At 37.1% G+C, this 23,913-nt stretch carries 20 protein-coding genes; 5 read left to right on the top strand and 15 right to left on the bottom strand.

The window, feature by feature from the left end:
* Positions 1-414 precede the first annotated feature (414 nt).
* A complete protein-coding gene (locus ACLLO5_RS01655) occupies positions 415-1,032 on the top strand; it encodes a CBS domain-containing protein (protein WP_413173760.1) in 618 nt (205 codons plus the stop codon).
* Positions 1,033-1,094: 62 nt separating this feature from the next.
* Here the strand turns inward: ACLLO5_RS01655 and ACLLO5_RS01650 are convergent, their stop codons facing one another.
* The 7 genes from ACLLO5_RS01650 to ACLLO5_RS01620 all read right to left on the bottom strand — a co-directional run bounded on the left by ACLLO5_RS01650 (position 1,095) and on the right by ACLLO5_RS01620 (position 7,937).
* Positions 1,095-2,210, bottom strand: a complete 1,116-nt coding sequence (locus tag ACLLO5_RS01650; RefSeq protein WP_413175986.1) for an LptF/LptG family permease — start codon at positions 2,208-2,210, stop codon at positions 1,095-1,097.
* A 617-nt stretch (positions 2,211-2,827) separates the two neighbouring features.
* Positions 2,828-3,556 carry an LPS export ABC transporter ATP-binding protein gene (gene lptB / locus ACLLO5_RS01645; RefSeq protein WP_413173759.1) on the bottom strand — a complete coding sequence of 243 codons (729 nt, stop codon included), beginning with the start codon at positions 3,554-3,556 and terminating at the stop codon, positions 2,828-2,830.
* A 32-nt stretch (positions 3,557-3,588) separates the two neighbouring features.
* Complete coding sequence (locus tag ACLLO5_RS01640) at positions 3,589-4,080, bottom strand: LptA/OstA family protein (RefSeq protein ID WP_413173758.1); 492 nt, start codon at positions 4,078-4,080, stop codon at positions 3,589-3,591.
* A gap of 464 nt (positions 4,081-4,544) precedes the next feature.
* Positions 4,545-4,943, bottom strand: coding sequence for a DUF309 domain-containing protein (locus ACLLO5_RS01635; RefSeq protein ID WP_413173757.1), 399 nt, complete (start codon positions 4,941-4,943; stop codon positions 4,545-4,547).
* Entirely contained in the window at positions 4,940-5,305 is a 366-nt protein-coding gene (locus ACLLO5_RS01630; RefSeq protein WP_413173756.1) for a ferredoxin thioredoxin reductase catalytic beta subunit, read from the bottom strand. Before ACLLO5_RS01630 ends, ACLLO5_RS01635 begins: the two co-directional genes overlap by 4 nt.
* Positions 5,306-5,441: 136 nt before the next feature.
* On the bottom strand, positions 5,442-6,602 hold the full coding sequence (locus ACLLO5_RS01625) for a DUF58 domain-containing protein (protein WP_413173755.1): 1,161 nt from the start codon (positions 6,600-6,602) through the stop codon (positions 5,442-5,444).
* Positions 6,603-6,920: 318 nt separating this feature from the next.
* Positions 6,921-7,937, bottom strand: a complete 1,017-nt coding sequence (locus ACLLO5_RS01620; protein ID WP_413173754.1) for a DMT family transporter — start codon at positions 7,935-7,937, stop codon at positions 6,921-6,923.
* 364 nt (positions 7,938-8,301) lie between these two features.
* On the opposite strand from ACLLO5_RS01620, the gene ACLLO5_RS01615 reads away from it, so the two are divergent.
* The gene (locus ACLLO5_RS01615) at positions 8,302-9,096 is read left to right on the top strand and encodes an endonuclease/exonuclease/phosphatase family protein (protein ID WP_413173753.1); all 795 of its coding nucleotides are present in this window, start codon (positions 8,302-8,304) and stop codon (positions 9,094-9,096) included.
* Between the two features lie 38 nt (positions 9,097-9,134).
* Positions 9,135-9,590, top strand: coding sequence for a DUF29 domain-containing protein (locus tag ACLLO5_RS01610; RefSeq protein WP_413173752.1), 456 nt, complete (start codon positions 9,135-9,137; stop codon positions 9,588-9,590).
* A gap of 169 nt (positions 9,591-9,759) precedes the next feature.
* On the opposite strand, the gene ACLLO5_RS01605 is transcribed toward ACLLO5_RS01610, so the two are convergent.
* Both ACLLO5_RS01605 and ACLLO5_RS01600 read right to left on the bottom strand, forming a co-directional pair.
* A complete protein-coding gene (locus ACLLO5_RS01605; RefSeq protein ID WP_413173751.1) occupies positions 9,760-10,905 on the bottom strand; it encodes an endonuclease NucS domain-containing protein in 1,146 nt (381 codons plus the stop codon).
* Positions 10,906-11,050: 145 nt separating this feature from the next.
* The gene (locus ACLLO5_RS01600; protein ID WP_413175984.1) at positions 11,051-11,689 is read right to left on the bottom strand and encodes a Uma2 family endonuclease; all 639 of its coding nucleotides are present in this window, start codon (positions 11,687-11,689) and stop codon (positions 11,051-11,053) included.
* Positions 11,690-12,502: 813 nt separating this feature from the next.
* Between ACLLO5_RS01600 and ACLLO5_RS01595 the strand changes: the two genes are divergently transcribed.
* Positions 12,503-13,258, top strand: a complete 756-nt coding sequence (locus ACLLO5_RS01595) for a choice-of-anchor E domain-containing protein (RefSeq protein ID WP_413173750.1) — start codon at positions 12,503-12,505, stop codon at positions 13,256-13,258.
* A gap of 93 nt (positions 13,259-13,351) precedes the next feature.
* Here ACLLO5_RS01595 and typA read toward each other — a convergent pair whose 3' ends face one another.
* The 4 genes from typA to ACLLO5_RS01575 all read right to left on the bottom strand — a co-directional run bounded on the left by typA (position 13,352) and on the right by ACLLO5_RS01575 (position 18,545).
* Positions 13,352-15,142: a translational GTPase TypA gene (typA, locus tag ACLLO5_RS01590; protein WP_413173749.1), complete on the bottom strand. Its 1,791-nt coding sequence runs from the start codon at positions 15,140-15,142 to the stop codon at positions 13,352-13,354.
* 296 nt (positions 15,143-15,438) lie between these two features.
* Positions 15,439-16,122, bottom strand: coding sequence for a DevA family ABC transporter ATP-binding protein (locus tag ACLLO5_RS01585; RefSeq protein ID WP_413173748.1), 684 nt, complete (start codon positions 16,120-16,122; stop codon positions 15,439-15,441).
* Positions 16,123-16,136: 14 nt separating this feature from the next.
* Positions 16,137-17,297 (bottom strand): ABC transporter permease DevC, encoded by a 1,161-nt coding sequence (devC, locus tag ACLLO5_RS01580; RefSeq protein WP_413173747.1) that lies wholly within the window; start codon positions 17,295-17,297, stop codon positions 16,137-16,139.
* Between the two features lie 72 nt (positions 17,298-17,369).
* Positions 17,370-18,545, bottom strand: coding sequence for an ABC exporter membrane fusion protein (locus ACLLO5_RS01575; RefSeq protein ID WP_413173746.1), 1,176 nt, complete (start codon positions 18,543-18,545; stop codon positions 17,370-17,372).
* A gap of 141 nt (positions 18,546-18,686) precedes the next feature.
* Between ACLLO5_RS01575 and ACLLO5_RS01570 the strand changes: the two genes are divergently transcribed.
* Positions 18,687-19,232, top strand: coding sequence for a PadR family transcriptional regulator (locus tag ACLLO5_RS01570; RefSeq protein WP_413173745.1), 546 nt, complete (start codon positions 18,687-18,689; stop codon positions 19,230-19,232).
* A gap of 83 nt (positions 19,233-19,315) precedes the next feature.
* On the opposite strand, the gene ACLLO5_RS01565 is transcribed toward ACLLO5_RS01570, so the two are convergent.
* The gene (locus tag ACLLO5_RS01565) at positions 19,316-20,134 is read right to left on the bottom strand and encodes a hypothetical protein (protein ID WP_413173744.1); all 819 of its coding nucleotides are present in this window, start codon (positions 20,132-20,134) and stop codon (positions 19,316-19,318) included.
* Positions 20,135-20,180: 46 nt separating this feature from the next.
* Complete coding sequence (locus tag ACLLO5_RS01560; RefSeq protein ID WP_413173743.1) at positions 20,181-23,744, bottom strand: CHAT domain-containing protein; 3,564 nt, start codon at positions 23,742-23,744, stop codon at positions 20,181-20,183.
* Positions 23,745-23,913: the final 169 nt, after the last annotated feature.

Here is a 23,913-nt window from a genome sequence, read left to right as displayed (position 1 = left end):
TGGATAAGTATTTTCACCGTGTTGTACTAGTGCTAGCCTGACTGTACCTTTATCCATACCATAAGTATACTAATATAATTTTAGCCTCTAAACAATCATTATTCATTAAACATACGGTTAAATTAGTCAAAAATTTATGTTTATACAGGTTTTATGAGGCTGAAGTAATCCAGAAGCTGAAATATCAAGTATTCTTACTGAGAAATGTAAAGTAAGGATGAAATTTTGGTGTTTTTAACAAAAGTTTTCACAATTTTTCGACAATTTATGGTTTGGGTTTAACTATTGGTCACTTTGGATATCATCTGGAGTTGAAAGCTGGATTAATTTTATTGGTATAGCTGGAGAATAGTTCAACTTTTTGCTCTTTAGTTACTACTAAACTCTGCACCACCGTACCATTTAGGAGAAGTAATGATGAAAGCCGAAGATATCATGACTAAGGACGTAGTTACTATTCGTGGTTCGGCAACTGTAGCAGAAGCAGTCAGACTAATGAAAGAAAAAGGATTGCGTGCGCTGGTTGTGAATCGTCGTTATGACAATGATGCCTATGGCATTGTCACAGAGACAGATATTGTTTATAAGGTAGCAGCTTACGGCAAAGACCCCAAACAATTACGGGTTTATGAAATTATGAGTAAGCCTTGTATTATTGTTGATCCTGATTTAAGCGTGGAATATGTAGCGCGATTATTTGCTAATGCTGGTATCCGCAGAGCGCCTGTGATTCAAGGTAAACTGTTGGGAATCATCTCCATTACTGATATTCTCACTAAGAGTGATTTTGTGGAAGCACCAAAAACGCTGGTGTTAGAAGAGAGAATTGAAAAAGCAATTGCAGAAGCTCGTGCTATTTGTACTGAGCAAGGTGCTTATTCTAAAGCCTGTGCTTCCGCTTGGGATGAAGTGGAAGAGCTGCAAGCAGAAGCTGCTCATCAAAAATCAGAAACTATGGTATCAGCTAAAATTTCTTTTGAAGAATATTGTCGAGAAAATCCAGCTGCACCAGAATGTAGAAATCCTCAATAAAGAATAATAAAGCAGGAGTCAGTAGTCAGAAGAAAAAATTTCCCTCTGCATTCTTTCACCTGTCACCTTTGTGCAACTCGCATTAAGAGAAATAGACCTGTTACTAAACCGAATAAATTAGGCAACCAAGCACCTATTAAGGGAGAGAGAATATCAGCCTGTGCCAAAGCTCCAGAAACTGATAATAATAAGTAGTAACTAAAAATAACTATGACACTAATTCCAAAACTAGTTCCTCTGCCAGTACGTTGAGGTATTGTCCCCATTGCCGAACCAACTAATCCAAAAATGATACAAACAAAGGGAAAGGCGATTTTTTGTTGAATTCGCACTTCTAATTTTCTAATTTTTTGGGGATTTCCAGCTAGACGTTCTACTTCTAGTTGTTGCAAGGCTTGAGAGATATTCATTTCCCCATAATCTCGGCTATTTTCTGCTAAATTTAAAGGTGTGCGTGGTAGTTGCAATTGTTGATGTTCAAACCGTAAAATGTTACGATATGAACGGTCAGGAGCGACTAAATAAATTGTACCGTTGTAAAAGTCCCAAACTTTTTGGGAAGCATTCCACTGGGCAGATTCTGAAACTAAAATCTGATTTAGTCCTTCTCTAGAACGATCAATGATTGTTAAACCTTGCATTTGCTTACCATCAAATTGGTCGGCATAAAATAAGCGTGAAAGTATTTTTGTTGTGCTACCATCTTTTTCTTTAATTTCTCGATATTCAGGATAATAAATATTTTGTTGTTTAAATGATGGTTTGTCTGATTTAAGTGCCTGTTCTAGAGTCCGAGTTGCTTCATAATTGGCTGCTGGGGCAATTTGTTCATTAAATATATAAGTCATGCCTGTGACTAAACTACTTAATAAGACAGCAGTTAGTACCATGCGATAAACACTTACTCCACATCCCCGTAAAGCAATTAGTTCACTTTCACTAGACAACTTGCTGTAAGTCATCAAAGTAGCTAGTAAGGTGGACATAGGGAAGGAATAAACCATTACATAGGGTAATTTTAAGACAAAAACTTTTAATGCAATATTTATTGGTAGTCCAGATTCTACTACTTTTCGTAATAATTCAAATAAGCTATCAATGGCTAATACTACAGAAGTAAATGCCCCAACTCCGAATAAGAAAAGTGGGAGTAACTGCATAGCCAAATAACGATCCATGATGGAAAAAGGCAGCAGTGAACCGAGTGTGTAGAAGGATTTAATCTGCTTATATGTCATAATAAAAATTCAAAATGCCAAATTCAAAATACGCCTAATTTTTCTGTCAGGGATACACATTTAAAAATATGCGGATTAAAACTGGGTGTCCAGGTTTCAATCTATCGCATTTTTTTAAAACTGGTATTACTTTAAAAGTAAGATATGGTGGTTCTGCCGTATTTGTTATGCTAAATCACCAGTTTATTAAGAGGGAATAGGGAACAGGGAACTTTTAACAGGGGAAGGAGGCAATATTGAACAATAATGTTCAAAATTATGCATCATTTCTTATACATAGTCGGCTTTATGAGATTTTTTCGCCTAGATTTTGCATATTAGGTACTGAAGAACCGATATCGTCAACTTTGATGCAATGGATGTTGATAAATGTATTTATGATTTATGATCCTAACTGAAGTTGCTAATGACGAAAATTTAAACATATTTATATTTATTGATACTTGAAAAAGAAATAAGCAATTAAAGAAGATGTTATTAACAATGCTAATAATATAGCAGTGTTAAATGATTTGTAAAAAATTTTCTGTGGCTTTTTTCTTATTCTCTGAGTTGATTTAAGCGTTAAAGTTATCGCCTAAATAATATTGTCGCACAAGGGGGTTATTATAAAGTTCTTCAGCAATGCCAAAAGCGAGTATTTGCCCTTCGCGCATGATGTAGGCACGATCTGTAATGGCTAGGGTTTCGCGGACATTATGATCTGTGATTAAAATGCCCATACCGCGATCGCTCAATTTTCCCACAATATCTTGAATTTCCGCAACTGCTATGGGATCAACTCCCGCAAATGGTTCATCCAAAAATAGAAATTTTGGCCCTTCTCTTCCTGCTGCTAATGCCCTGGCTAATTCTGTCCGTCGTCTTTCACCTCCAGAAAGTTGAATACCTTTGCTATTGGCAACTTTTTCTAAGCGAAACTCTTTTATTAAATCATGTAACCGTCTCGACCACTCTCTGCGTGGCACATTAGTTTGTTCCAGTACCAAGAGAATATTATCTATAACTGAGAGTTGACGAAAAACACTTGCTTCCTGTGCTAGATAGCCAATACCCAGTCTAGCTCTTCTGTGCATTGGCATTCCTGTAATTTCTAAATTATCCAACCACACCCTACCCTGATTGGGTTTTTCTAAGCCTGTGGCAATATAAAATGTGGTGGTTTTACCAGCCCCATTAGGACCGAGTAATCCGACAATCTCACCTTGAGCTACAGAAAGGTTAACGCGATTGACTATTACTCGCTTACCATAAGATTTGTGAATATTTTCTAAAACAATTTTCACTATTCGCGTTTTTGTGGTATGGAATGCTAATTTTATCGCTTAAGGGCTGGTGTTTTGGGGGCAGGTTTAGCCGTTTGTCCATTGACATTGGAGTCATCCACCATATAGACAGATTCTACCTGACGATTGGACTGGGGTAAGGCTATAAATCGACCTTCATCAATCAAATAAGTGACTTTTTCTGCCCTAATACTATTATTACCTTGTTGCAAAATATAAACGTTGCCACTGAAATCAATCCGTCTTTCTTTGCTAAAGTATTGTGCTTGGGCTGCGGTTGCTTGTAATTGACGAGCAGGATACAACATCTGCACGTTACCGCGAGCGGTGATTACTTGAGTTTTAGCATCATATTCTTGCACATCAGAGCGAATAGTTAGCGGGCGATTTCCCCCGGCTGATTGGGCTGTGGCAGTGGGTTCTTGGCTGGGAAGGGAAACCACACCCAGGAGTGCTACAGGCAGCATTAACGCTAATCCTAGACGGTGCATTTGTAATTTTGGCAAATGATAAAAAGGTATCATAGAATTTTGGTGATAGAAGATTTCAGGTTATATAGCAGGAGGCAGAAGGCAGAAGGCAGGAGGCAGAAGGCAGGAGGCAGGAGGCAGAAGGCAGGAGGCAGGAGGCAGAAGGCAGGAGGCAGGAGGCAGAAGGCAGGAGGCAGGAGTCAGGAGTAAAACACTTTTGTAGTCTGAGTTTCACCTTTGATTGATGTCCTAATCAATCTGTTTAGTGTTATGTCAGGTGACGGAGTTAAAAGCCTGTTTGTGTCTAAGTTTGATCATTTGTATAGTGTCTTAACCACCTTGGCAGTTGCTTTGGATTCTGATTGGGAGGCTTGACGGTTTCTTGCACCTGAAGGTTTCGTGATATCAAGTCCGGTGGAACAATGATCATATATGTTTGGGTTGTTGATTGTTAATTGACCTCCCATACCCAATGCCCTATCCCTACACATAATGACAATCATTAACCGGACGTAATCTTACTTCGATTCTTGAATAATGGAAATTCTGGGTAAAGGCAAAGCTGCGGTTTGATGCCAATCACCACTGACAATTTTTTCTGGGTCTGTTTGTTGGAGTGCTTTTAAAAATTTCACACTCTCCAGTAGTAATTCTTCTACGTTGATGCCGCAATCATTGTCTGGGTAACGACGCAGACGATTACTACCTTCTCCCAATAAAATCATTGCTCCTCGTAGGTTGCGATTACTCAGATGATATAAGGCCACAGCAATTTGCAGAATGCCTTGATACAAACTTTTTTCTGGTTCAGTTGCTTCAATCCACAGAGCTTCTAGGGTGTCATGACAAGCATAGAACTGTCCAGTGTTGAACTGTTCTACTCCTTGCCAAAACTCTTGGGGTAGGTTTTCACTCATCCCATGCTGTCCCGCACTTCTTTGATGGTTTCAAGAGAAATATCTTGTTTTTCGCCAGCAAATTCGTTGTCACTGGTGAGAAATAGCATACAGTGACATTCTTTGCGTTCTCGCATGGGTACGCAAGGACAGTTCCAATAGGCTGCGCTGACTTCTGCTTCTTTATCTTCATAGTGACGGCAGGGACATAAGGGCGCACCAAGGTCATCTTTATGTTTGGCTAAACCTTCAATTACAACTGCTGTGACGGAAGGTTCAGAACAGAAGTATGTTCCAGTCCGTTTGGCGTATTGTTCGGAAAAATGCCGCATTGCCTCTAGGCTTTTATCACTGGATTTTGTGTTAACTTCTGAATTGATCATGGGATCGGTGTTGATAATTTAAATATTTCTTTGCATTGTACAACAGGCGGGAGGCAGGGGAGCAGGGGAGCAGGGGAGCAGGGGAGCAGGGGAGAAATATTATCTTTCTTTTGTATGCTGACTCCTCAATGTTCTTTTAGACTGAAGTTAATGGTTTTTGTAGTTGGAGTTGTAATTCTTGTTCACTTTGCAGAATGATACCGGGGTAATCTCGGTTGATTATGACTTGTTCTGAGGATAGATTTGTATTCTCCCATAAAACCCAACGACTTCCCAGTGGTAAGCCAGATAAGGTGATGGGGTTTTGGGTGAGCCAAATTAAAGGATAGTTTTCTGCTGGTGTATTGGCTTCTTCCAGGGGATTTGTTGCTGCTAATGTTTCGAGAATGGTAATGTCACCTTTGACTAAACCTGTGGCTGCTGTCCAGAGTTGAACTTGTAGTTGTTGTTTTTGTGCGTAAAAATACAATGATGCTGCTGCGGTGACGGCTTGTTCAAATTGTTCTTCTTCCCATTTGGCAGCACTATCAAGGGCAATGATTACTTCTTGTCCTCCTGTAATAATTTCTAATTCGCGGACTCGTAATTCTCCGTATCTGGCGCTTGTACGCCAATGAATGAGACGGGTGGGATCACCGATGCGATAGGGACGAAGCGATCGCACTAATCCTGATGTTGCTAATTGTAAGGGTTTTCCTCGCGGATCGTTTCTTTGACTGTCGTCTTGGCCGATTTCATCTACTAATGGGCAGTTGGTGAGGGGTAAGACTGTGGGATAGACTATGGCGATCGCTTTACATTCTCGTTGACGACGACACCAAAATAATCCCCAAGGCGCACCTGTAGCTAATTCTACCGTTTGCCATCTGTATACTCCCCGACGTTGGGTATGGTGGTAGTATTGCCAGCGGTAACTATTTTTTGCTTCGATGGTATCAATAGGATTTTGAATTGGTTTGCCTAAAATAAAAGGCAAGATATCGGCAACTTGCAATAAATTTACAGGTTTTGGGGTGGGATTAGAGATTTCTATTTCAATGCTGAGTTCGTCTCCAACGGTAACTGGTGGGATGGGAGAACGTTTGACGACTAGATTTTTGAGCGATCGCGGTGCTAAAAAAACCGATACACCCAAAAGAGCAAGACAAACCCCACTAATTACATATAACCAGCCCGCCATCGTATTGATAGCAGCACCTAAATAACAAAGAGCCACACCAGTTAATACCCAACCGCCATAGGTAGGAGATGAAATGTGAGTTTCTAGCCAATTAGTAATGTTTTTGGTGATTTTCATAAATTTCAGGAGACAGAAGGCAGAAGGGAAGAAAGCCAGTTTTATTAGTTTCTTCAGCTTTTTTCACTGGATAGCTATTTTCGTCTTGCGGACATAGTTTCTTTTTTAACCTACAAATAGTTAAAATGTACAGGTATTGGGAGGTTAGCATTGAGAATTTTATAATTCTGGATGATTAAATTAAGGAATATAAGTAGAAGATAAAAATATGACAGTTATTTATATTACTATTTATATTACAAACATCAAAAATCAACCGAATTCAGATAGTAGAAAATTAAGGGTGAGTTACTCATTACCCACCCTAAAAAATAGGAATTAGGATGAACTTAGATCATCCAACAATCCCAACCTAGTTAATTTTTTATGGTTTTCCTCAGAGATAACCAAAACAGGTAATGTTGCTTTACTGATATCAACTACTGTATTCGCTTTGGAATTTTTGGATTTTTGTTGACTGAGAACTATTGCAGATAATACAAAAGCTGCGCCAATAAACCCATTTAGCCCCAACTGTTCACCAAGTAACCAATATGAAAATATGGCTGTAAATATTGGTTCTAGTGTGTAAAGTAAAGCTGCTTCTTCAGATCCTATCCAGCATTGAGCTATTGTTTGCAGCCAGATCACAAGAGCAGTTGCAACTAGCCCTAAATAAAGAATCACGCCCCAATTTTCATTAATGATCTTCCATTCTTCAACTAATTGCGTATTACTCCAGATTAATCCCATCACCGCAATTACAAATAATTGAACACTGGTGAGAGCTAACGATGGGTGGCGGGATGCTACTTTTTCTAGAATCAGAGTATAAACTGCATAAAGAAAGGCATCACCTAGCATTAACAAATGGCCAATTGTTAATATTCCCTCTCCCCAAAACATCACACCAATACCAACAACAGCTAGTCCAGCCGCAATGAAAGTTTTCAACGGTAAGTAACGACCCAAAAGCCAACCTATTAGAGGTACTATAATTGCACTCAGACTAATAATAAATGATGCTTGGTTAGCATGGATACTTTCAAGAGCAATTGTTTCAGTGGCTAAATAGGCGAAAAATAAGATTCCTAAGATGATACCATCGCGTAATAAAAGGGCATTTAGCCGCCGCAAGTTGAAACTAAAAAATAATGCTGCTACTACAAATCTAGTGGCAATTAAAACACTAGGTGAAAGACTAATTACTGTTTTTTCAATCAGTGGAAAAGTTGTACCCCAAATGATGTTAATAATAACGAACAGAATAATTCCCAGAAGGTGCAAATTATTTTGTGTAAGTTGACGGGTGGAAGTACGAAGTCTGATACTAGCCACCACCCAGCATCTGAACATATTACTCAAAAACAATATCATACGGATTTTCCAGCTATCCCTTCCATAATTAGGAACAGAGTGGCTAATATTGTTATCACCATTCTTTTTTTAAACCAAGATAATTTTTCTGCGCTTCATAAATACTATCTTATATGATTAAAATATGGAACGAAAATTCAAGATTCCTCTCATTAGTATATATTTTATCCAGACATGGCTGATTATTTTTATGAGCAAGACGAGATTAAGGAACTAATAGCAGAATCAGGATAAGTCTTTTGAAGGAGGAAGTTGAGAGAGTTACCAATTAATGGTAGATTGTCATAGTAGTTTAACTTAATTGTTCGCATAAATAACAAACAACGCTTTTGTAAATAAACTCATGAAAATCATCACAATCAATATTCTCTTTAAACTGGATTATTGGTCACAACGCCGAGAATTATTAATAGCCGGAATCAAAGCCGAAAATCCTGATATTGTTGCTTTACAAGAAGTCAGTTTATCAGAAGATACAGCCGCTTGGATTGCAGAACAATTAAATATTCCTCATATTTATAAAGCTGTACCTAAAGAAGTATGTAATAGCGATTTACCATTTGGTTTAGCTATTCTTAGTCGTTATCCTATCGAAAAAACAGCCGCACTCAATTTAGAACATCAGGGAAGAATTGCTCAATATGTACAAGTTAAGTTAGATGATAATAAATCAATAGTTATTTGCAACGGTCATTATTATTGGTATCCCGGTTCTCACAAAAAACGCAATAAACAAATACAAATGATGTTAAATTGGTTATCAGAATTTTCTGATACAATGCCGATTATATCAGTGGGAGATTTTAATGGTACTCCTGAAACATCAGGAATTAAATTAATGAAGGAGAAATATCAATCAGCATATCAAGTATTTCATGGAACTGAACCAGAATATACTTGTCCGACAATGTTAGATCAAATTAGTTGGAAAAAACGATTTAGACAATTTTGGAGAACTTTAATTTTTAATAAGACTTGGAAGCGGTGGAAGGGAACTTTAGATTATATTTTTATTAATCAACATTTACAGGTCAAAAACTGTCGAGTAATTTTTAATCAACCAGCAGAGAATAACCGTTATCTTTATCCTTCAGATCATTTTGGGATTGTGGCTGATTTGGAGATTGTTGATAATTAGATAAAGTGTCAACTTAATTGAAATGAAAAGGTAGAAATATGACAATTACTACAAACTTAAAGCAACTCTATGAGAGTGATGAAAATTTATGGTTAGAAGAAACTATAGAATTGTTAAAACACAAACAGTTCAACCAACTAGATATAGAAAATTTAATAGAGGAATTAATTAGTTTGGGAAAAAGAGATTTAGCGAAAGTTAAAAGTCTGTTGAGACAAATCATCATTCATTTGTTATTACTGCAATTTTGGCAGGTAGAATATGAAATAAACCATCGTCATTGGATAGGGGAGATTAAGACTTTTCGGTATGATGTAAATAATCATCTGACTACGAATTTAAGGAATAAGTTAGAGGATGATTTAGAGAATATCTATCAAAGTGCGGTTGATTTTGTGGAGAATAAAACCAGCCTAACTATTTTACCGGAAAAATGCCCTTATAGTTTGGGACAGTTGTTAGATGATGATTATTTACCTCAAGTTTATTCATAAGGTAAAGTTTCAATTTCTTTCTTTGCGCGAAATTAAATACAGAATGAACCGCAAAGGACACGAAAGTAAGGAGAGTTTTAGAGAAATTTTTCGTAAGTGTTGGAAATATTAAAGTTAGGTTTTTTGTTGGTTTTTTGAACAAACCTATGCAGATGCAGCAATACTTGTTTTATATTCTTTTTAACCATTTTTCTAAAGCTAAATTAACTAATTGTTCTAAGGATTCATAGTTTCCAAAGTTATATACACGAAGTTTGCTACCACCAACCATAATAATAAACTTATTTGCATCAATTTCTAGCAACTTTGTTTCTTCATAAGTTAAAGGTTCAGAATTATCGAATTTCCTACTTATTCTGTTTCTATCTTTACAAAATTGACTTGTATGTTTATGAAAGTTGCTGTAATTTAGGCTTTTATCTCTATCTGACAATTTATTCATAATTTCTACTCTTCTACCCATAGTCTTTTTATATAAAGTTAATTTAGAACCTATTCCACTATTTACATAACCCTCTAATAAAGCCTTTTCATACCAATCTGTCCAAATTCTTGCTCTCCCAATTCGTTCACTAGTATTATTTTTTAATCCCAGCCATAAGAATAAAAAAGGAATCCCTTTACTATCAAAATAAATTTCAGCACAAAATTTACTATTTTTGCTATTACCGTTTCCATATTTGACACCAACAGTAGAAGATATTTCTTGCATCCGCTTATCAAAACTGAGAATCTTTTTGCGAATACTCAATATACCTGCTTTTTGTTCAGAAGAACAGTTTTCTAGTCTATTAATTAATGCTCTTGGTGGTTGGGGTACATTTTCATTACTATTTTGCTGCTGATAGGGAATCTTAATTTTAAAAAACTGGTGATTATCTAAATCTTTCAAATCTAAAAAATAGCTAATACCATCGGCTAAAACAGAAAATTCAAAAAATCTAATAGCGAGATGATTATAAATTCTATCTGTAAAATTATCCCGATTAAAATTAGGTGTAATTGCTATCAATTCGATTGGTTTTTGATAGTCAACCTCATCTGCAAAAGGTTTTTCTTCCTGTAGCGCGTGATAGTATCGAGTTAGCTGTTGAACAATATATCTATCTTCCACATTTTTCAATTCTAGCACTACTAACTGCTGATTTTCCCGCAATGCTAAAATATCACAATATTGCCCATTAACAAAATACTGGCGTTTGAGGGGGGTTAGTCCTAAAAGTTGCTTTAAATTAGCCCAAACAAAATCTTCTAAATCAGCTTCAGTTACAAATTCCCAACCTGTACCTGTTTGTTTTAAATTCACCAAATCCATTTTTTAAATCTGACTTTACTAACTGCATAATTTCAGTATTCCCAAAGTCAGATGCTTATTTATCATCCTAGTATATTTTTGTCTAAAAATTTCTCTTTCTTCTCTTTGCGCCTCTGCGTCTTTGCGTGAGAAAATTATTCTGAAATTATAACTGTTCTCTTACCCAATTTCTAAAACTCTTAATAGTTGCATTTCTCCCAGCAGTTCTACTCCTTTCCAAAAATTGAAGAATCACATCAATTAAAGGTAAACTGGGAAAATTCAAACTTGACTGAGACACCACATAATTACCATCTACTAAAACATTAATTTGCAACTTTCCATTTTCAAACCTCCACAACTCAGGAACTTGCAAAGCTTGATAAATATTTGGATGAGTGCGGGAAGTAATATCAATTTCTAAAGCTAAATCTGGAGGAGGATCAATAGTTAAATCTAACTGTTTCTTACCACGAATAACAGCCTCATTTTGAATATAAAAACATTGATCAGGTTCTATCCCTTTTTCCATGAATTGATTTTTAAATGTCGTAGAACCAAGACATATAAACTCAATATCCAATTCTTCTAATAATGCCTTTACTAAATCGCTAATAATTTCCTTATCGTCTTCATGTTCTGATAAAGGAGACATAATTTCTAAAATTCCCCGATCATAAGCAATTCGTGCTGCACGATGTTCTCCCAATTCTTCAAGAATTGCTTCTAATTCTGTCCAGGTGACATTTTCCAATAAAACCTTTTGTCCTGGTGGTACATGAATGCGCTTTAATTCCAACAACATCATTTCCACTCCTTACAGTTTCAATGTCAATTTATTCTAACTCATAAATCATATCTTTCTTTGCGCCTTTGCATTAAATCAATATGAATCTTTCCTTTGCAATAAGCAAAAACTTCCTCAACAGTGATAGTAAAATTAAAATTTTTCAACACAGGTAAAACATCTTTTACTGTTAATAAATTTGGTAAAAAATTAGGCTGACAAATTAAAATATCTCGCTGGTTAGGAACATGAATTGTTTCTCCATGAATATGTTCCTAAGAAGGTGATTCTTCAATATAAGGAAATCTGAAAAACTGCTCTAATGTGATACTTGCTCAAGCAGTAGTTTTGCTCTCTGTTAACCCAATATTTTTGATCATCAGGTTTTTCTTTTAGGTATGTTTTGTAAATGTTAAATTTTTCTTACTTTGCATCTCTGCATGAAAGAAGACATAAAAACTATATATCAATCCCTTGGGATTTTAATCAAAAATACCAAAAAGTCAGAACAATGTCAATATCAATGGCTGAAAAAGCCAAACTTCGTTAAATAATTGAGAATAGTGTCAATAATATTGAGAATAGAGGCTACTTATTGCAAAACTTGCCAAGTCCAGAAATTTTCTAAAAATCGAGATAAGCAAAATTGATTAACCACAGGTAGAACCCAATTTCTTACTTCGTAGGATGTTCATTATTAAAAATTGAGTATTGTATTGTATTTATTAAAGTTTTAGTAAAGTTGCGTGGTGATTGAAGACAATTTTAAAATAACCAGTAATAGTTAAATATAATACCATTTTTGAATTGAACTCTCTACCGTAAAAAAAGATGAATCTCAGGTGTAAAGTAAATAAATTAGCTTACATAGCTGGAATAGCAGCTTCAGTATCTCTGACTTCTGGGATTATATCCCCTACCAAAGCCCAAGCATTAACTCCCCTATTTAGTACCAATGACTCGTTTAGTAATGCAATAACCGAGCTTGATGGCTCTCCGCTATTAACGCTCAGTAGATATAACCCGCAAACAGGAGAAACAGTCACTGAGGTGCGTGTTACTCTCAATGCCAGCCTCGCGAGTTCAGGGACTGTCACCAATATTGCCGCCCAAGCTCAAACTTTTACAGTAAGAACCATAGTAGATCTATATGATATGGAGGTTGCGAGTGGTCCGGCTGCTTTAGGTACTACAATATCTGCTATTGATTCAAATACAATCATCGGCTCTCAGCGTTACACAGCAGCAGCACCCAATAACCCACTCAACTTTGGACCTTTTAGTATCTCCAATAGCACAGCATTCACGTTTACTAATTCTACAGATATCCAAGGATTTTTAGGGACAGGTACTTTCAGCCTTTCACCTTACACCTCCATTATTACCTTGATTGCTGGTGGGGGTGGTAATGTGAGAACCAATATTTCTACACTTGCGAGTGCAGATATTACAGTAGAGTATTTTGGTGAAGCAACTGCTGTTCCCTTTGACTTTTCCTCTAATTTAGGTATCGCTGTTTTTGCTGGAACTTTCTTGGGTTTTTCTTGGTGGAAACGCAACCGTCATTTAAATATTTCAAAAGTTTAATTAAACGGAAATGTAGAGACTCTGCCAGGAGAGCCTCTACAGATTATAATTCATCCCTACCCAATACATTGAGGTGGGGAATTTGGCGTATGGTTAACGTTTCGCTAATTTCTTCGCCATTTTGCGGAGACGAATTGATTGTGGTGTAACTTCCACTAATTCATCTTGAGCGATGTACTCTAATGCACGTTCCAAACTCATATCTATTGGTGTTTGTAACTGTACAAGTTCATCACCACCAGCCGCACGGTGATTGGTTAGCTGTTTGGTTTTACAAACGTTCAGTTCCAAATCTTGGGGACGATTATGTTCACCAATAATCATGCCTCTGTAAACTTTGGTTCCTGGGCTGATAAAGAATGCACCTCTATCTTCTGCGTTTTTCATGGCGTAGAAAGTAGAAACACCTTCTTCAAAGGAGATTAAAACGCCTTTGTTACGGGCTTCAATATCACCAGAAAGCTGACGATAGTCGAGGAAACTGTGGTTCATGATGCCTTCACCACGGGTCATCCGCATGAATTCACCTCGGAACCCGATTAAACCACGAGCAGGAACGATAAACTCTAGTTGAGTGCGATCGCCACCACCAGGCTGCATATCTTGCATTTCCGCTTTCCGTTGTCCCAACCGTTCAATACAACTACCAACTGCATCACCGGGAACGTCTAATGCTAGAAGTTCATAAGGTTCGCATGGTTGACCATTAACTGTGCGGTAAATTACTTGAGGTTGGGAAACTTGGAACTCGAAACCTTCACGACGCATGGTTTCAATTAAGATACCCAGGTGTAATTCACCCCGACCGGAAACCAGGAATTTATCAGGAGAATCGGTTTCTTCAACGCGCAAAGCTACGTTGGTTTCTAATTCACGGAACAAGCGATCGCGAATTTGTCGTGATGTTACCAATTTACCTTCTTGACCAGCAAAAGGTGAATCATTCACCCAGAAGGTCATTTGTAAAGTTGGTTCATCTACCTTAATTAAAGGTAAAGCTAGTGGTTCATTAGGATCTGTAATGGTTTCTCCAATATAAGCATCAGCAAAACCAGCTACAGCCACAATATAACCTGCGGTAGCTTCTTCCATGTCTACCCGCTTCAAGCCTTCAAATCCCATCAGCTTGGTAATTTTACCCTTAACAATGCTGCCATCTTCTACTACCAAAGCAGCTTGTTGTCCGGTACGGATAGTTCCATTGTGGATTTTACCAATGATAATCCGTCCTAAATATTCAGAATAATCTAGGGTGGTTACTTGCAATTGCAGAGGTTTGTTAGGATCTCCTACTGGTGCAGGGACATGGCGGAGAATGGCATCAAACAGGGGCTGCATATCTACCCCTTCTTCTTCCAAAGTTTCTTTAGCGAAACCAGCCATACCGGAAGCAAACAGATATTTAAAGTCGCACTGGTCTTCATCTGCTCCTAATTCCAAGAACAGATCCAAGACCTTATCAACAGCAACGTGGGGGTCAGCTTGGCCGCGATCGATTTTGTTAATAACTACAATAGGACGCAGACCTTTTTCCAAAGCTTTTTTGAGTACAAAGCGGGTTTGAGGCATCGGTCCTTCATTGGCATCAACAATCAGCAGACAACCGTCCACCATGCCGAGTACCCGTTCTACTTCTCCACCAAAGTCAGCGTGTCCAGGTGTATCAACAATATTAATCAGGGTTTCTTTGTAGCGAACCGCTGTATTTTTAGAAAGAATAGTAATTCCTCGTTCCCTCTCCAAAGCGTTGGAGTCCATGACACAATCCGGAACGTCTTCGCCTTCGCGGAAAATGCCGGACTGTTTGAGAAGAGCATCAACCAAGGTGGTTTTGCCGTGGTCAACGTGAGCGATAATGGCGACGTTACGAATTGGGAGCGTCATAGAGAGTTTAGGTGAACTTTAGTGTTTTTAGATTAAGAAGCTAAATGTTTGGCTGTTGTAACAGATTTGGGGATGTTTTGCCAATTCTGTAACGAACCTTTAATAATTCTAGCGCAATTGTCACAAATATTGTTGTTTTGACAAGAACTAGCAAGAGTGAAAAATTCCTGACTGATTTTAAATGGCAGAGGAGCATGGGAGCATGGGAGCAGGGGAGCAGGGGAGCAGGGGAGTAGGGGAGTAGGGGAGTAGGGGAGCAGAGGAGCAGGGGGATTGAATCTATTTAATTACTTACTTTAATTACTTACTAAATAACCATCTTCCATTTTTACAATTCGATCTGCAATATCTAAAATCCGATGATCATGAGTAACCAACAAAATAGTACAACCTTGTTCCTTTGCTAATTGCTGCATTAAATTCACCACATCTCTACCAGACTTACTATCTAAAGCTGCTGTTGGTTCATCTGCTAAAACTAACTTAGGATGATGTACTAAAGCACGTGCGATCGCAACTCGTTGTTTTTGTCCCCCAGAAAGTCCATCGGGATAATAATTCAACCTTTCCCCTAAGCCTACAGTTGTTAACATTGCTGCGGCTTTTGCTTGTGCTTCTCGAAAGGAAATAGTATGATCATACTCAAAAGGCATTTGTACATTTTGTTGAACATTGAGAAAACCCAATAGATTATGTGCTTGAAAAATATAACCTATATTTCTTCGCACTTGTACCATTGCATCTTTACTAGCACCATAAATTTCCTTACCCAATATTTTTAGACTTCCTGATTGTAAAGAACGTAAACTACCAATGAGAGTAAGTAAGGTAGTTTTACCAGAACCAGAAGGACCAGTCATGATGACAATTTCTCCTGGTTGTATTTTCAGATTAATATCAAAAAGAATCTGTTTCTTTAATGAACCTTCACCATAATAGTGATTAAGATCAGAAATAGAAATTGCAGGTAAAGTATTCATGTTCCTTTATTTCTCTAAAAAACATCAGCAGGATCAGCAGATTGTAATTTTTGCATTGCTATTAAAGCTGAAATTGAACACATCAAAGTAGTAAGAATGAAAATAAATATAGCTCTATCTACAGTCATAATTATTGGTAACAAGGTTGCTTGACGAGTCATCAAATATAAACCTTGAGAAATTGCAAAACCAGGAATAAAACCGATAGCTGCTAAAATCAAAGCTTCTTGAAATACAACAACAAGTAAATAGCGGTTTTTAAACCCAATAGCTTTTAAGGTCGCATATTCTGGTAAGTGATCAGAAACATCACTATAAAGAATTTGATAAACAATCACCGCACCAACAACAAAACCAATTATTGCACCTAATGTAAAAGTAAATCCTACAGGTGTACTTGTATTCCAAAAGCTTTTTTCTTTAGCCATGAATTCCTGTTTAGACAAAACCTGCACATCTTTCGGTAAATTAGCTTTTAAATTTGCGATTACCCAATTTAAATCTGCACCAGATTCTAGTTTGATTAAACCAAAATCAATTAATCCTGCTTCTCGTCGTTTTCCTAACAAACGCAAAAAATTGACATCACTAGTTATAATATTACCATTCACACCAAAGGAAGTTCCTAATCTGAATAATCCAGCTACATTAATACGCCGATTATTTAATTCTGTGGTAATTTTTTTGTTGTTTTCAAATTGAGAAACAATCGTTCCAAATTCTTTACGCGCACCTCTATCAAATAAAACTGTATCTGGTTCTGTTAAGTAGTTCAAATTTTCTTTTACACCTGGTAAATTAACTACTTTTTCTTCTGGATTAAAACCGATAGCAAAAATTCTCCAAGTCTGTTGGTTATCAGGATTTTTCCAGGGAATAGAATCTAAATAAATTGGACTAACGGATTGCACTCCTGTAAAACCTAAAGCTTGATATAATCTTCTTTGAGAAAATTGATCAAGAGAAATTAAGGCTTTGTATCGAGAACTAACTAAAACAATTTCACCTTCTAAGCTGTTATGTAACTGCACAGCACCATCAAACAAAGCTTCACGAATTCCTAATTGTAAAAACATTAACACATCAGCGAAAGCAATTCCCGCAATAGCTACAGCCATTCGAGCTTTTTCTCTTGATAGCTGTAACCAAGCTAAAGGTATTTTTCTTTTCCACATGATTTTAAGAGTAATAAACCGCGAAGGCGCAAAGGACGCGAAGGAAAGAGAGACAAAGAAAAGAAGTTTGTTTTAATTTATGTTGATTGCTATTTTTACTTTTGAATTAGTCAAACCAGTAACTCGTTTACTAGATTCAGCATCAAGTTTAATTTTTACTTCTACTACTCGCGCATCAATATCAGCGGCTGGATCAGTATTTAATACATCTTTTTTAGCAATTAATAACCCAATATGATTAACTGTTCCTTTTAGTTCTCCTGGTAAATTGAGTTGGGTAATGGTTGCATTTTGTCCTAGTTTCACCCGATTAATATCATTTTCATATACTTCTGCAATTACATACATTTGATTGGTTTCACCAATTTCTATAATGCCTTTATCGCTAACTATTTCTCCTGACCATGTATGAATCTTGAGAATTTGTCCATCTTTGGGAGAACGCACATAAGCTAAATCTAAATCAGCCTCTGCTGCTTGGACGGATGCTTTGGTATTTTCGATTTCTGCTGTTGCTGCTTGCACATCTGTAGGACGAACTTCGGCAATTTTGCTTAACGTTGCTTTCGCTTGTCTGAGTTTTTCTCTTAAGGTTTCTGATGTTTGGAACTGGTTAGCGATCGCTTCTCCCAAATTTGCTTGTGCTGTTTCTAAAGTTAACCTTTTAGTATCACGAATAGATGTGGAAACTGCGCCTTCTATTTGCAAAGATTCATAACGTTTATATTCAAGTTCTGCATTTTTTACTTCGGCTTTTAAGCGTTTTACAGTTGCAGTTCTCGCTGCACTTTCTTGACGTAATAATGCTTCTAATTCGGAAATTATCGCTTTTTGTGCGTCAATTTCTCCCTGTTTTGCACCGGCTTTTATCTGTGCTAAATGAGATTCTGCAACTTTTACCTGTTGTTTAGCTTGGTTAAGTGCTGCTAAACGGCGATCGCTACTATCCAAAATTGCTATTACTTGTCCTTTTTTAAGGCGATCGCCTTCCTTGACCAAAAGTTGCGCTACCCGGTTACTCCCAGCCATCTGCGATACTGAAACTTGAATTACTTCTCCTTGGGGTTCAATGCGTCCCAACGCAGTCACAGCTTTGATTACAGGACGATTATCAGCTGCTAAGGTGGCTTTTTCAGGAGGCTTGTTACCTGACAAGATGTATAACGAACCACCAAGACTGATTAAACCTAAAGCGATCGCACCTATAATCAGTCGGTTTGGATATCTGACAGGATCAAGATTCTGCATAGATGTAACCACTTGAGTTTTAGCAATTAAACTTGCTGTATACAATTAGTAAGTTATAATAGTTTTATTCAACTTGTTGTATACAAAATCTAGTGTAACCTTAAATAGATATCTGTCAAGTAGCCAAGTATTTTTTCATTTATGAGTTTGTCACACGCCATATTGACTTGTTTAATCGAAGCACCTCACAGCGGTTATGACCTTTCTAAAGTTTTTAGTGAATCAGTTGGTTATTTCTGGCACGCTTCCCAACAGCAAATTTACAGAGAATTGGGAAAACTAGAAACACAAGGTTTTATTGTTTCGGAGATTATTCCCCGTGAAGGTCGTTTAGATAAAAAAATCTACTCCATCACAGAACTAGGAAAACAGCATCTAGTGGAGTGGATGAAAAAACCCAGTGAACCAGATGTGATTAGAGAAGACATATTAGTTAAAATATTTTCTGGTAGTTTAGTACCAATTAACGTACTGATAGAAGATGTTGAAAGTCGTCATAGAACACATCAAAATAAATTATCAAAATATCGAGAAATTGAAAAAGAACATTTTGCAAATAAAGCAGAATTAAGTCAACGAGAAAAATTAAAGTATTTAGTTTTAAAGGCTGGTATTCGTTGCGAATTAGAATGGATAGATTGGTGTAAGGAAGCGTTAGAAATGCTCAAAGATTCAAAGCCAGAGTAAAAAAGCTTTAGTAAAAAAACTTTGAGACAGTCACACATGAGCAATAAAAAAATTAAATTGTAGAGATATTAAATACAACTTCTCTACATCTTAATCTGTCGATGCGTAACTGTAAGCTTTAGAAAAGCAGCTAAAGTTTCCACCATTTCTAATTCATTTTTCCAATATTTACTATTATTATATAAATCTAAAGATATACGTTCACCTCCAGACATCAATAACATATAATTAGTTGTATTGTCTTTATTTTTGTCTATTTTTTCCTCCTTTGTCACCTCAATTACTTCACTAAGTTTGTGTTCAATCACCTTATTTTTCAGCAAACTTATTTGCTGAATTATAATTTGATTAGTAGATTTATCAAGAGTCATCCTTCTGTAATAAGGAATGAAAATTATAAGTATCAAAAATACCATACCGAGACTGGAAAACAATAACCCAAGTAATAGTTGTCCTATTTGGAGTTGTGTAGAAAATTCAATTTGGAAACTAGTTTGTTTTTTATTGTTAATAAACTTATTAATATCAGATGCTATATTCTGAGCTTGATATTCTGAATCATAGCCAACAATACTAAAGTTATCATCAGGCGTTTTCAATTGAACAAAATATTTATCATCATTATTATCTCCAGATAGGGTAGCTACAATTGCTGCATTTATTTCTTCTAAAAAAGTCTCTTGTTTTATTCCTAGCCATAATTCCTTTTCCCTAAATTCACAACTAGGATTATTTTCAGCCATTCTGTTACAATAAAATTCAAAATTTCTCGGTAAAGTTGAATAGGTAACAGCAAGTCCAGCAACTGCTAGTCCTATAGTGAGTAAACCAGATAAAAATAATTCACTCAAGGGATTATTTTTCAACACTAACTTATTGGAAAAATTTTGATTACCTTTCATCTTGGTTATGAGTTAGAGTGATTTTTAGTTGTCAATCTTTATCAGTTCAATCACATCCTGTAATGATAAATGCTGCCCAATAGTAAGGATGATTGTAAGGCTGTGTGTGAGGTGAGAATTTAGTATTTCTGTCAATTTGCATCATTACATAATTCTTCAAATTAAATTCCTCTGGATGCAGATTAGAAAGTAAATCTTCATACCATGTAATTAGTTCACTAACTGTTATATCTCTCAACCAAGTTGTGGCTTCAGCTAAAGCAATTACTGGTGATTGATAGGCAAGTAATCTACGGTAAAATTCTATAATTACTAAAGCTGTAGTAGATGATTCAACAGTCCACATTGTACTAACTACATAGGGAACACCACCACTGAGTAAACCAGTTGCTAAACCCACATATTCACCGCTGATATTCTGATTGTTATTACTAACTATTTCAGAATTTGGGAGAGTAAACAGATTGTAAGTATGAAAAGTATGTTGACTAATTTCTCCTAGAGTAAGTTTTTCTTCATCTGCTAAGACTAAAGCTGATTTTTGAACTTCACTCAAATTGCTGATAGCATGACCAGTAAAGTGAAAGATGCTGTAACCTGTGGCTAAGGCATTTTCGATATTATTTTGTGTAACTTGTGAACCTTGAATGTGTTGAGAATTATCAAACATTTTTCTGATAATTGCCGATGCAAAGTCAGCACATTTTATCTGACTATTATCTGTGTGTTCTATGTTTTCAACACTGAGGAATTGTTGCTGTTGCCAATTTGATAATGAATATGTTTTTACGTCTAGTCCTATTTGGATACTAGGTAAATAATTAATGGTGTAATTGAGTGAATTTTCCTGATTGAGTGGAAAAAGTGCGTGGATAGGTAATTTATGTAAATCACGATGGGGAATAACAATCAGTTTGGTGATACCTTCAAGTTCTTGAATAATTGTAGAAATATTGAGGATGTTTTGCAGTTGTAACAATTTCTTTTCTATATCTACCCACCAAGAATGTTTGCTCTGATTTTCTATATCTTGGATTTGACGATATTCTTGGTATTGTTTTTGCCAATCTTCTAGCCAGTTTTCAAATTCAACTAGACGTTGTACAGCTTCTGGTATGGCTTCTATATCTTGTATGGGTGTTAATAAAAGTATGGGTGAAGGAGCTTCATGTTTAATAATGAAGGTGTGTAAGGCTGCTGGGCTAAGATGCCAGTAAATGATGGCTGTTGTGGAATTTAGTAATGGTTGAATGTCTTCATAGTGGGGAGAGTATATTTCATCATGCCAATCAGAAAGCAGTAATTTTAAACAGGTATTTTTACAATGTTCGGCAATTTCCCAAGATTCTACTAAATCACCTATATTGACTGCTAAGTCAACTCCCATTTGTCTTAAACCTGCAAATTTTAAAGCTAGTTGTTTTTTACTTTGTTCAGAACGGGTTGTTTGATTAAGTAGTTGTTGTAATAAGCTTAGTCCATTGTGCTGTAATTCTTGGGCTGTTACGGTTTGTCCTAAACTGATCAGCACTTTGGTGAGAGATTGTAAACCATCAAGATGTAATTCGGGGAAATCTTCGGCTGTGAGGGTTAAGAGTGCCTGTTGGTATTCAGATACGGCTTTTTGCCAAAAATAGCGGGGTGTGGATTGTTTTTTGCCGTGTTCGTAATGTGTATTACCGGCGGCTAGATGCAATCTTCCCCAACCTTCGGGGTGAGTATCTGGACGGAGATATTTAAAGCCTTCTTGATATGTGGCTAATTTGCCTTCATAGCCGCGCTGATTTAGATTGGGATTGGATGTGGCTATGCTACTGTATAAACTTATGGAGAATTTGTCATTGACTAAGTTACCAACGGCTCCACCACGACCTAACCAAGCTTCCCAATAATCTAGTTTGATTTCTAAGGCGCTGTCATAGCAAGAAATGGCTTCTGCAAATCTATTTAAATAAAATAAGGCTACGGCTTGGTTGTACCATGCGGGGTGAAAGTCGGGTTTAATGGCGATCGCTTGTTGATAGGAATTAATGGCTTCTTCTCGTCTGGCTAGGTTCTCTAAAGCGATGCCGCGGTTATACCAAGCTAAGTAAAAGTCTGGTTGAATAGAGAGGGCTTGATCCCAAGATTCAATGGCTTCTGACCAACGGTTGAGGTTAAATAAGACTACTCCTCGGTCAATCCAAACTTCGTGATAGTCTGGTTGAATTTCTATAGCTTGGTCATAAGAGGCGATCGCTTCTTCATATTGCTCTCCTACAGCCAGAGCTACCCCTCGATAATACCAAGTTTCCTGGTCTTGGCGTTGTAACTTCAAGGCTTGGTCATAACTGGAAATTGCTTCCCAAATCAGTCCTAATTTCAGTAGTGCCAAACCCCGACTAGACCAAGCTTCTTGATAGTTGGGTTGAAATTCTATCGCCTTATCAAAAGAAGCGATCGCTGCGTCAAAGTCCCCAAATTCGCCCAGAATTCCCCCCCGATTGTACCAGGCTTTAAAGAAATCTGGTTTGAGTGCGATCGCCTGATCATAGGCTGCGATCGCCTCTTCAAAACGTTTTAAATGGAATAATGTTAAACCTTGATTAAACCAATACTCCGCCGATTCTGGTTCTAATTTAGTAGCTTGATTATAAAAAGCCAGCGCCCCCAACAAATCCCCAGATTTAGCTTGCTGTAAACCTTGATAAAACCATGCTTGAGCTTGGTTAGTTACAGTTAGTTGAAAACTAGGACGCTGAATTAATGCTTGACGTTCATCGCGGATAGCCAATTCAGAAGCCAATTGCTGGACTAAATTGGTGCTTTGCTCCAACCTTACCACCAACTCATCCAGAGTATGTGCCACCTTCGGCTCTAAACTTACCAGCGACTGATCCCAATTCTCTGCCAAAGCAGAATCACTAACATATTCTACTTCCTCAATCACAGCAGGATTATCTTCCTGGACATACTCAAAAATGACAGCCTCAGATGTATGTTGTTCTAGATGCTGATGACTCCACTGTTGTGAGTTATCCGTCCAAGCTTCCTCCAAGCTTAAGGATCTTGGTGTGATGTTGTTTACAAGTTCTTCCTGATCATGTTCCCATAACTCTTCCCCAAAATCCCGCAGTAATTGTTGTCCAGGAGTATCTACCACTACTGCTGCTGCGGCTTCCACCTCTACTGCTTGTGGACTCTCCACATATCTTTGGGCTAAAAACTCACGACTCAATAGTTGGACACCAATTTCTGATGCAAGTTCACCAACTTTCCCAACATTGAGTTCACCCAATTTAACCATTCGCGTTGCTATCTGACTATTTGGCGCAGGTGAAGATAACATTCTTTCACCAAAAATCAGCAGCCAATCTATCCAACGTTCAACAGTAATTCGGGGTTCCATGCGCTGCAAATACTTCAGCGCCCATTGTTGTCCCCGCGCTTGATGCACACCCTCAAGCAGCTCGTTAAACAATACTTCTAGATCAGCATTGGTTAATTCAGGTAGAGACTCTACCACCTCATGATCCTTTTTAGCGTGGGCATCATGAGTCCGACGACTGTTAAAAGGATACTTCATAAACCTGTTAAGCCACTGCAATAGCCACCTGAGCATTTGCCACATTCTTGCATTTTCTCTCTCCTAGATTGTAGCCATCGTTGTGTCAAAAAAAATCATGAATTACCTAACAGACTGGTGAATTATATCAACAGACAAGGACATTAGGACATCGAGTGATGATGAAACTCCTTATACATCAAGGTTTTACTTCTGTAATTCTGACTTGTGCTAA

It is taken from the genome of Anabaena azotica SJ-1, from assembly GCF_047275885.1.
Taxonomy (GTDB): domain Bacteria; phylum Cyanobacteriota; class Cyanobacteriia; order Cyanobacteriales; family Nostocaceae; genus Trichormus_B; species Trichormus_B azotica_A.
This window is presented reverse-complemented; position numbering and strand designations above follow the sequence as displayed.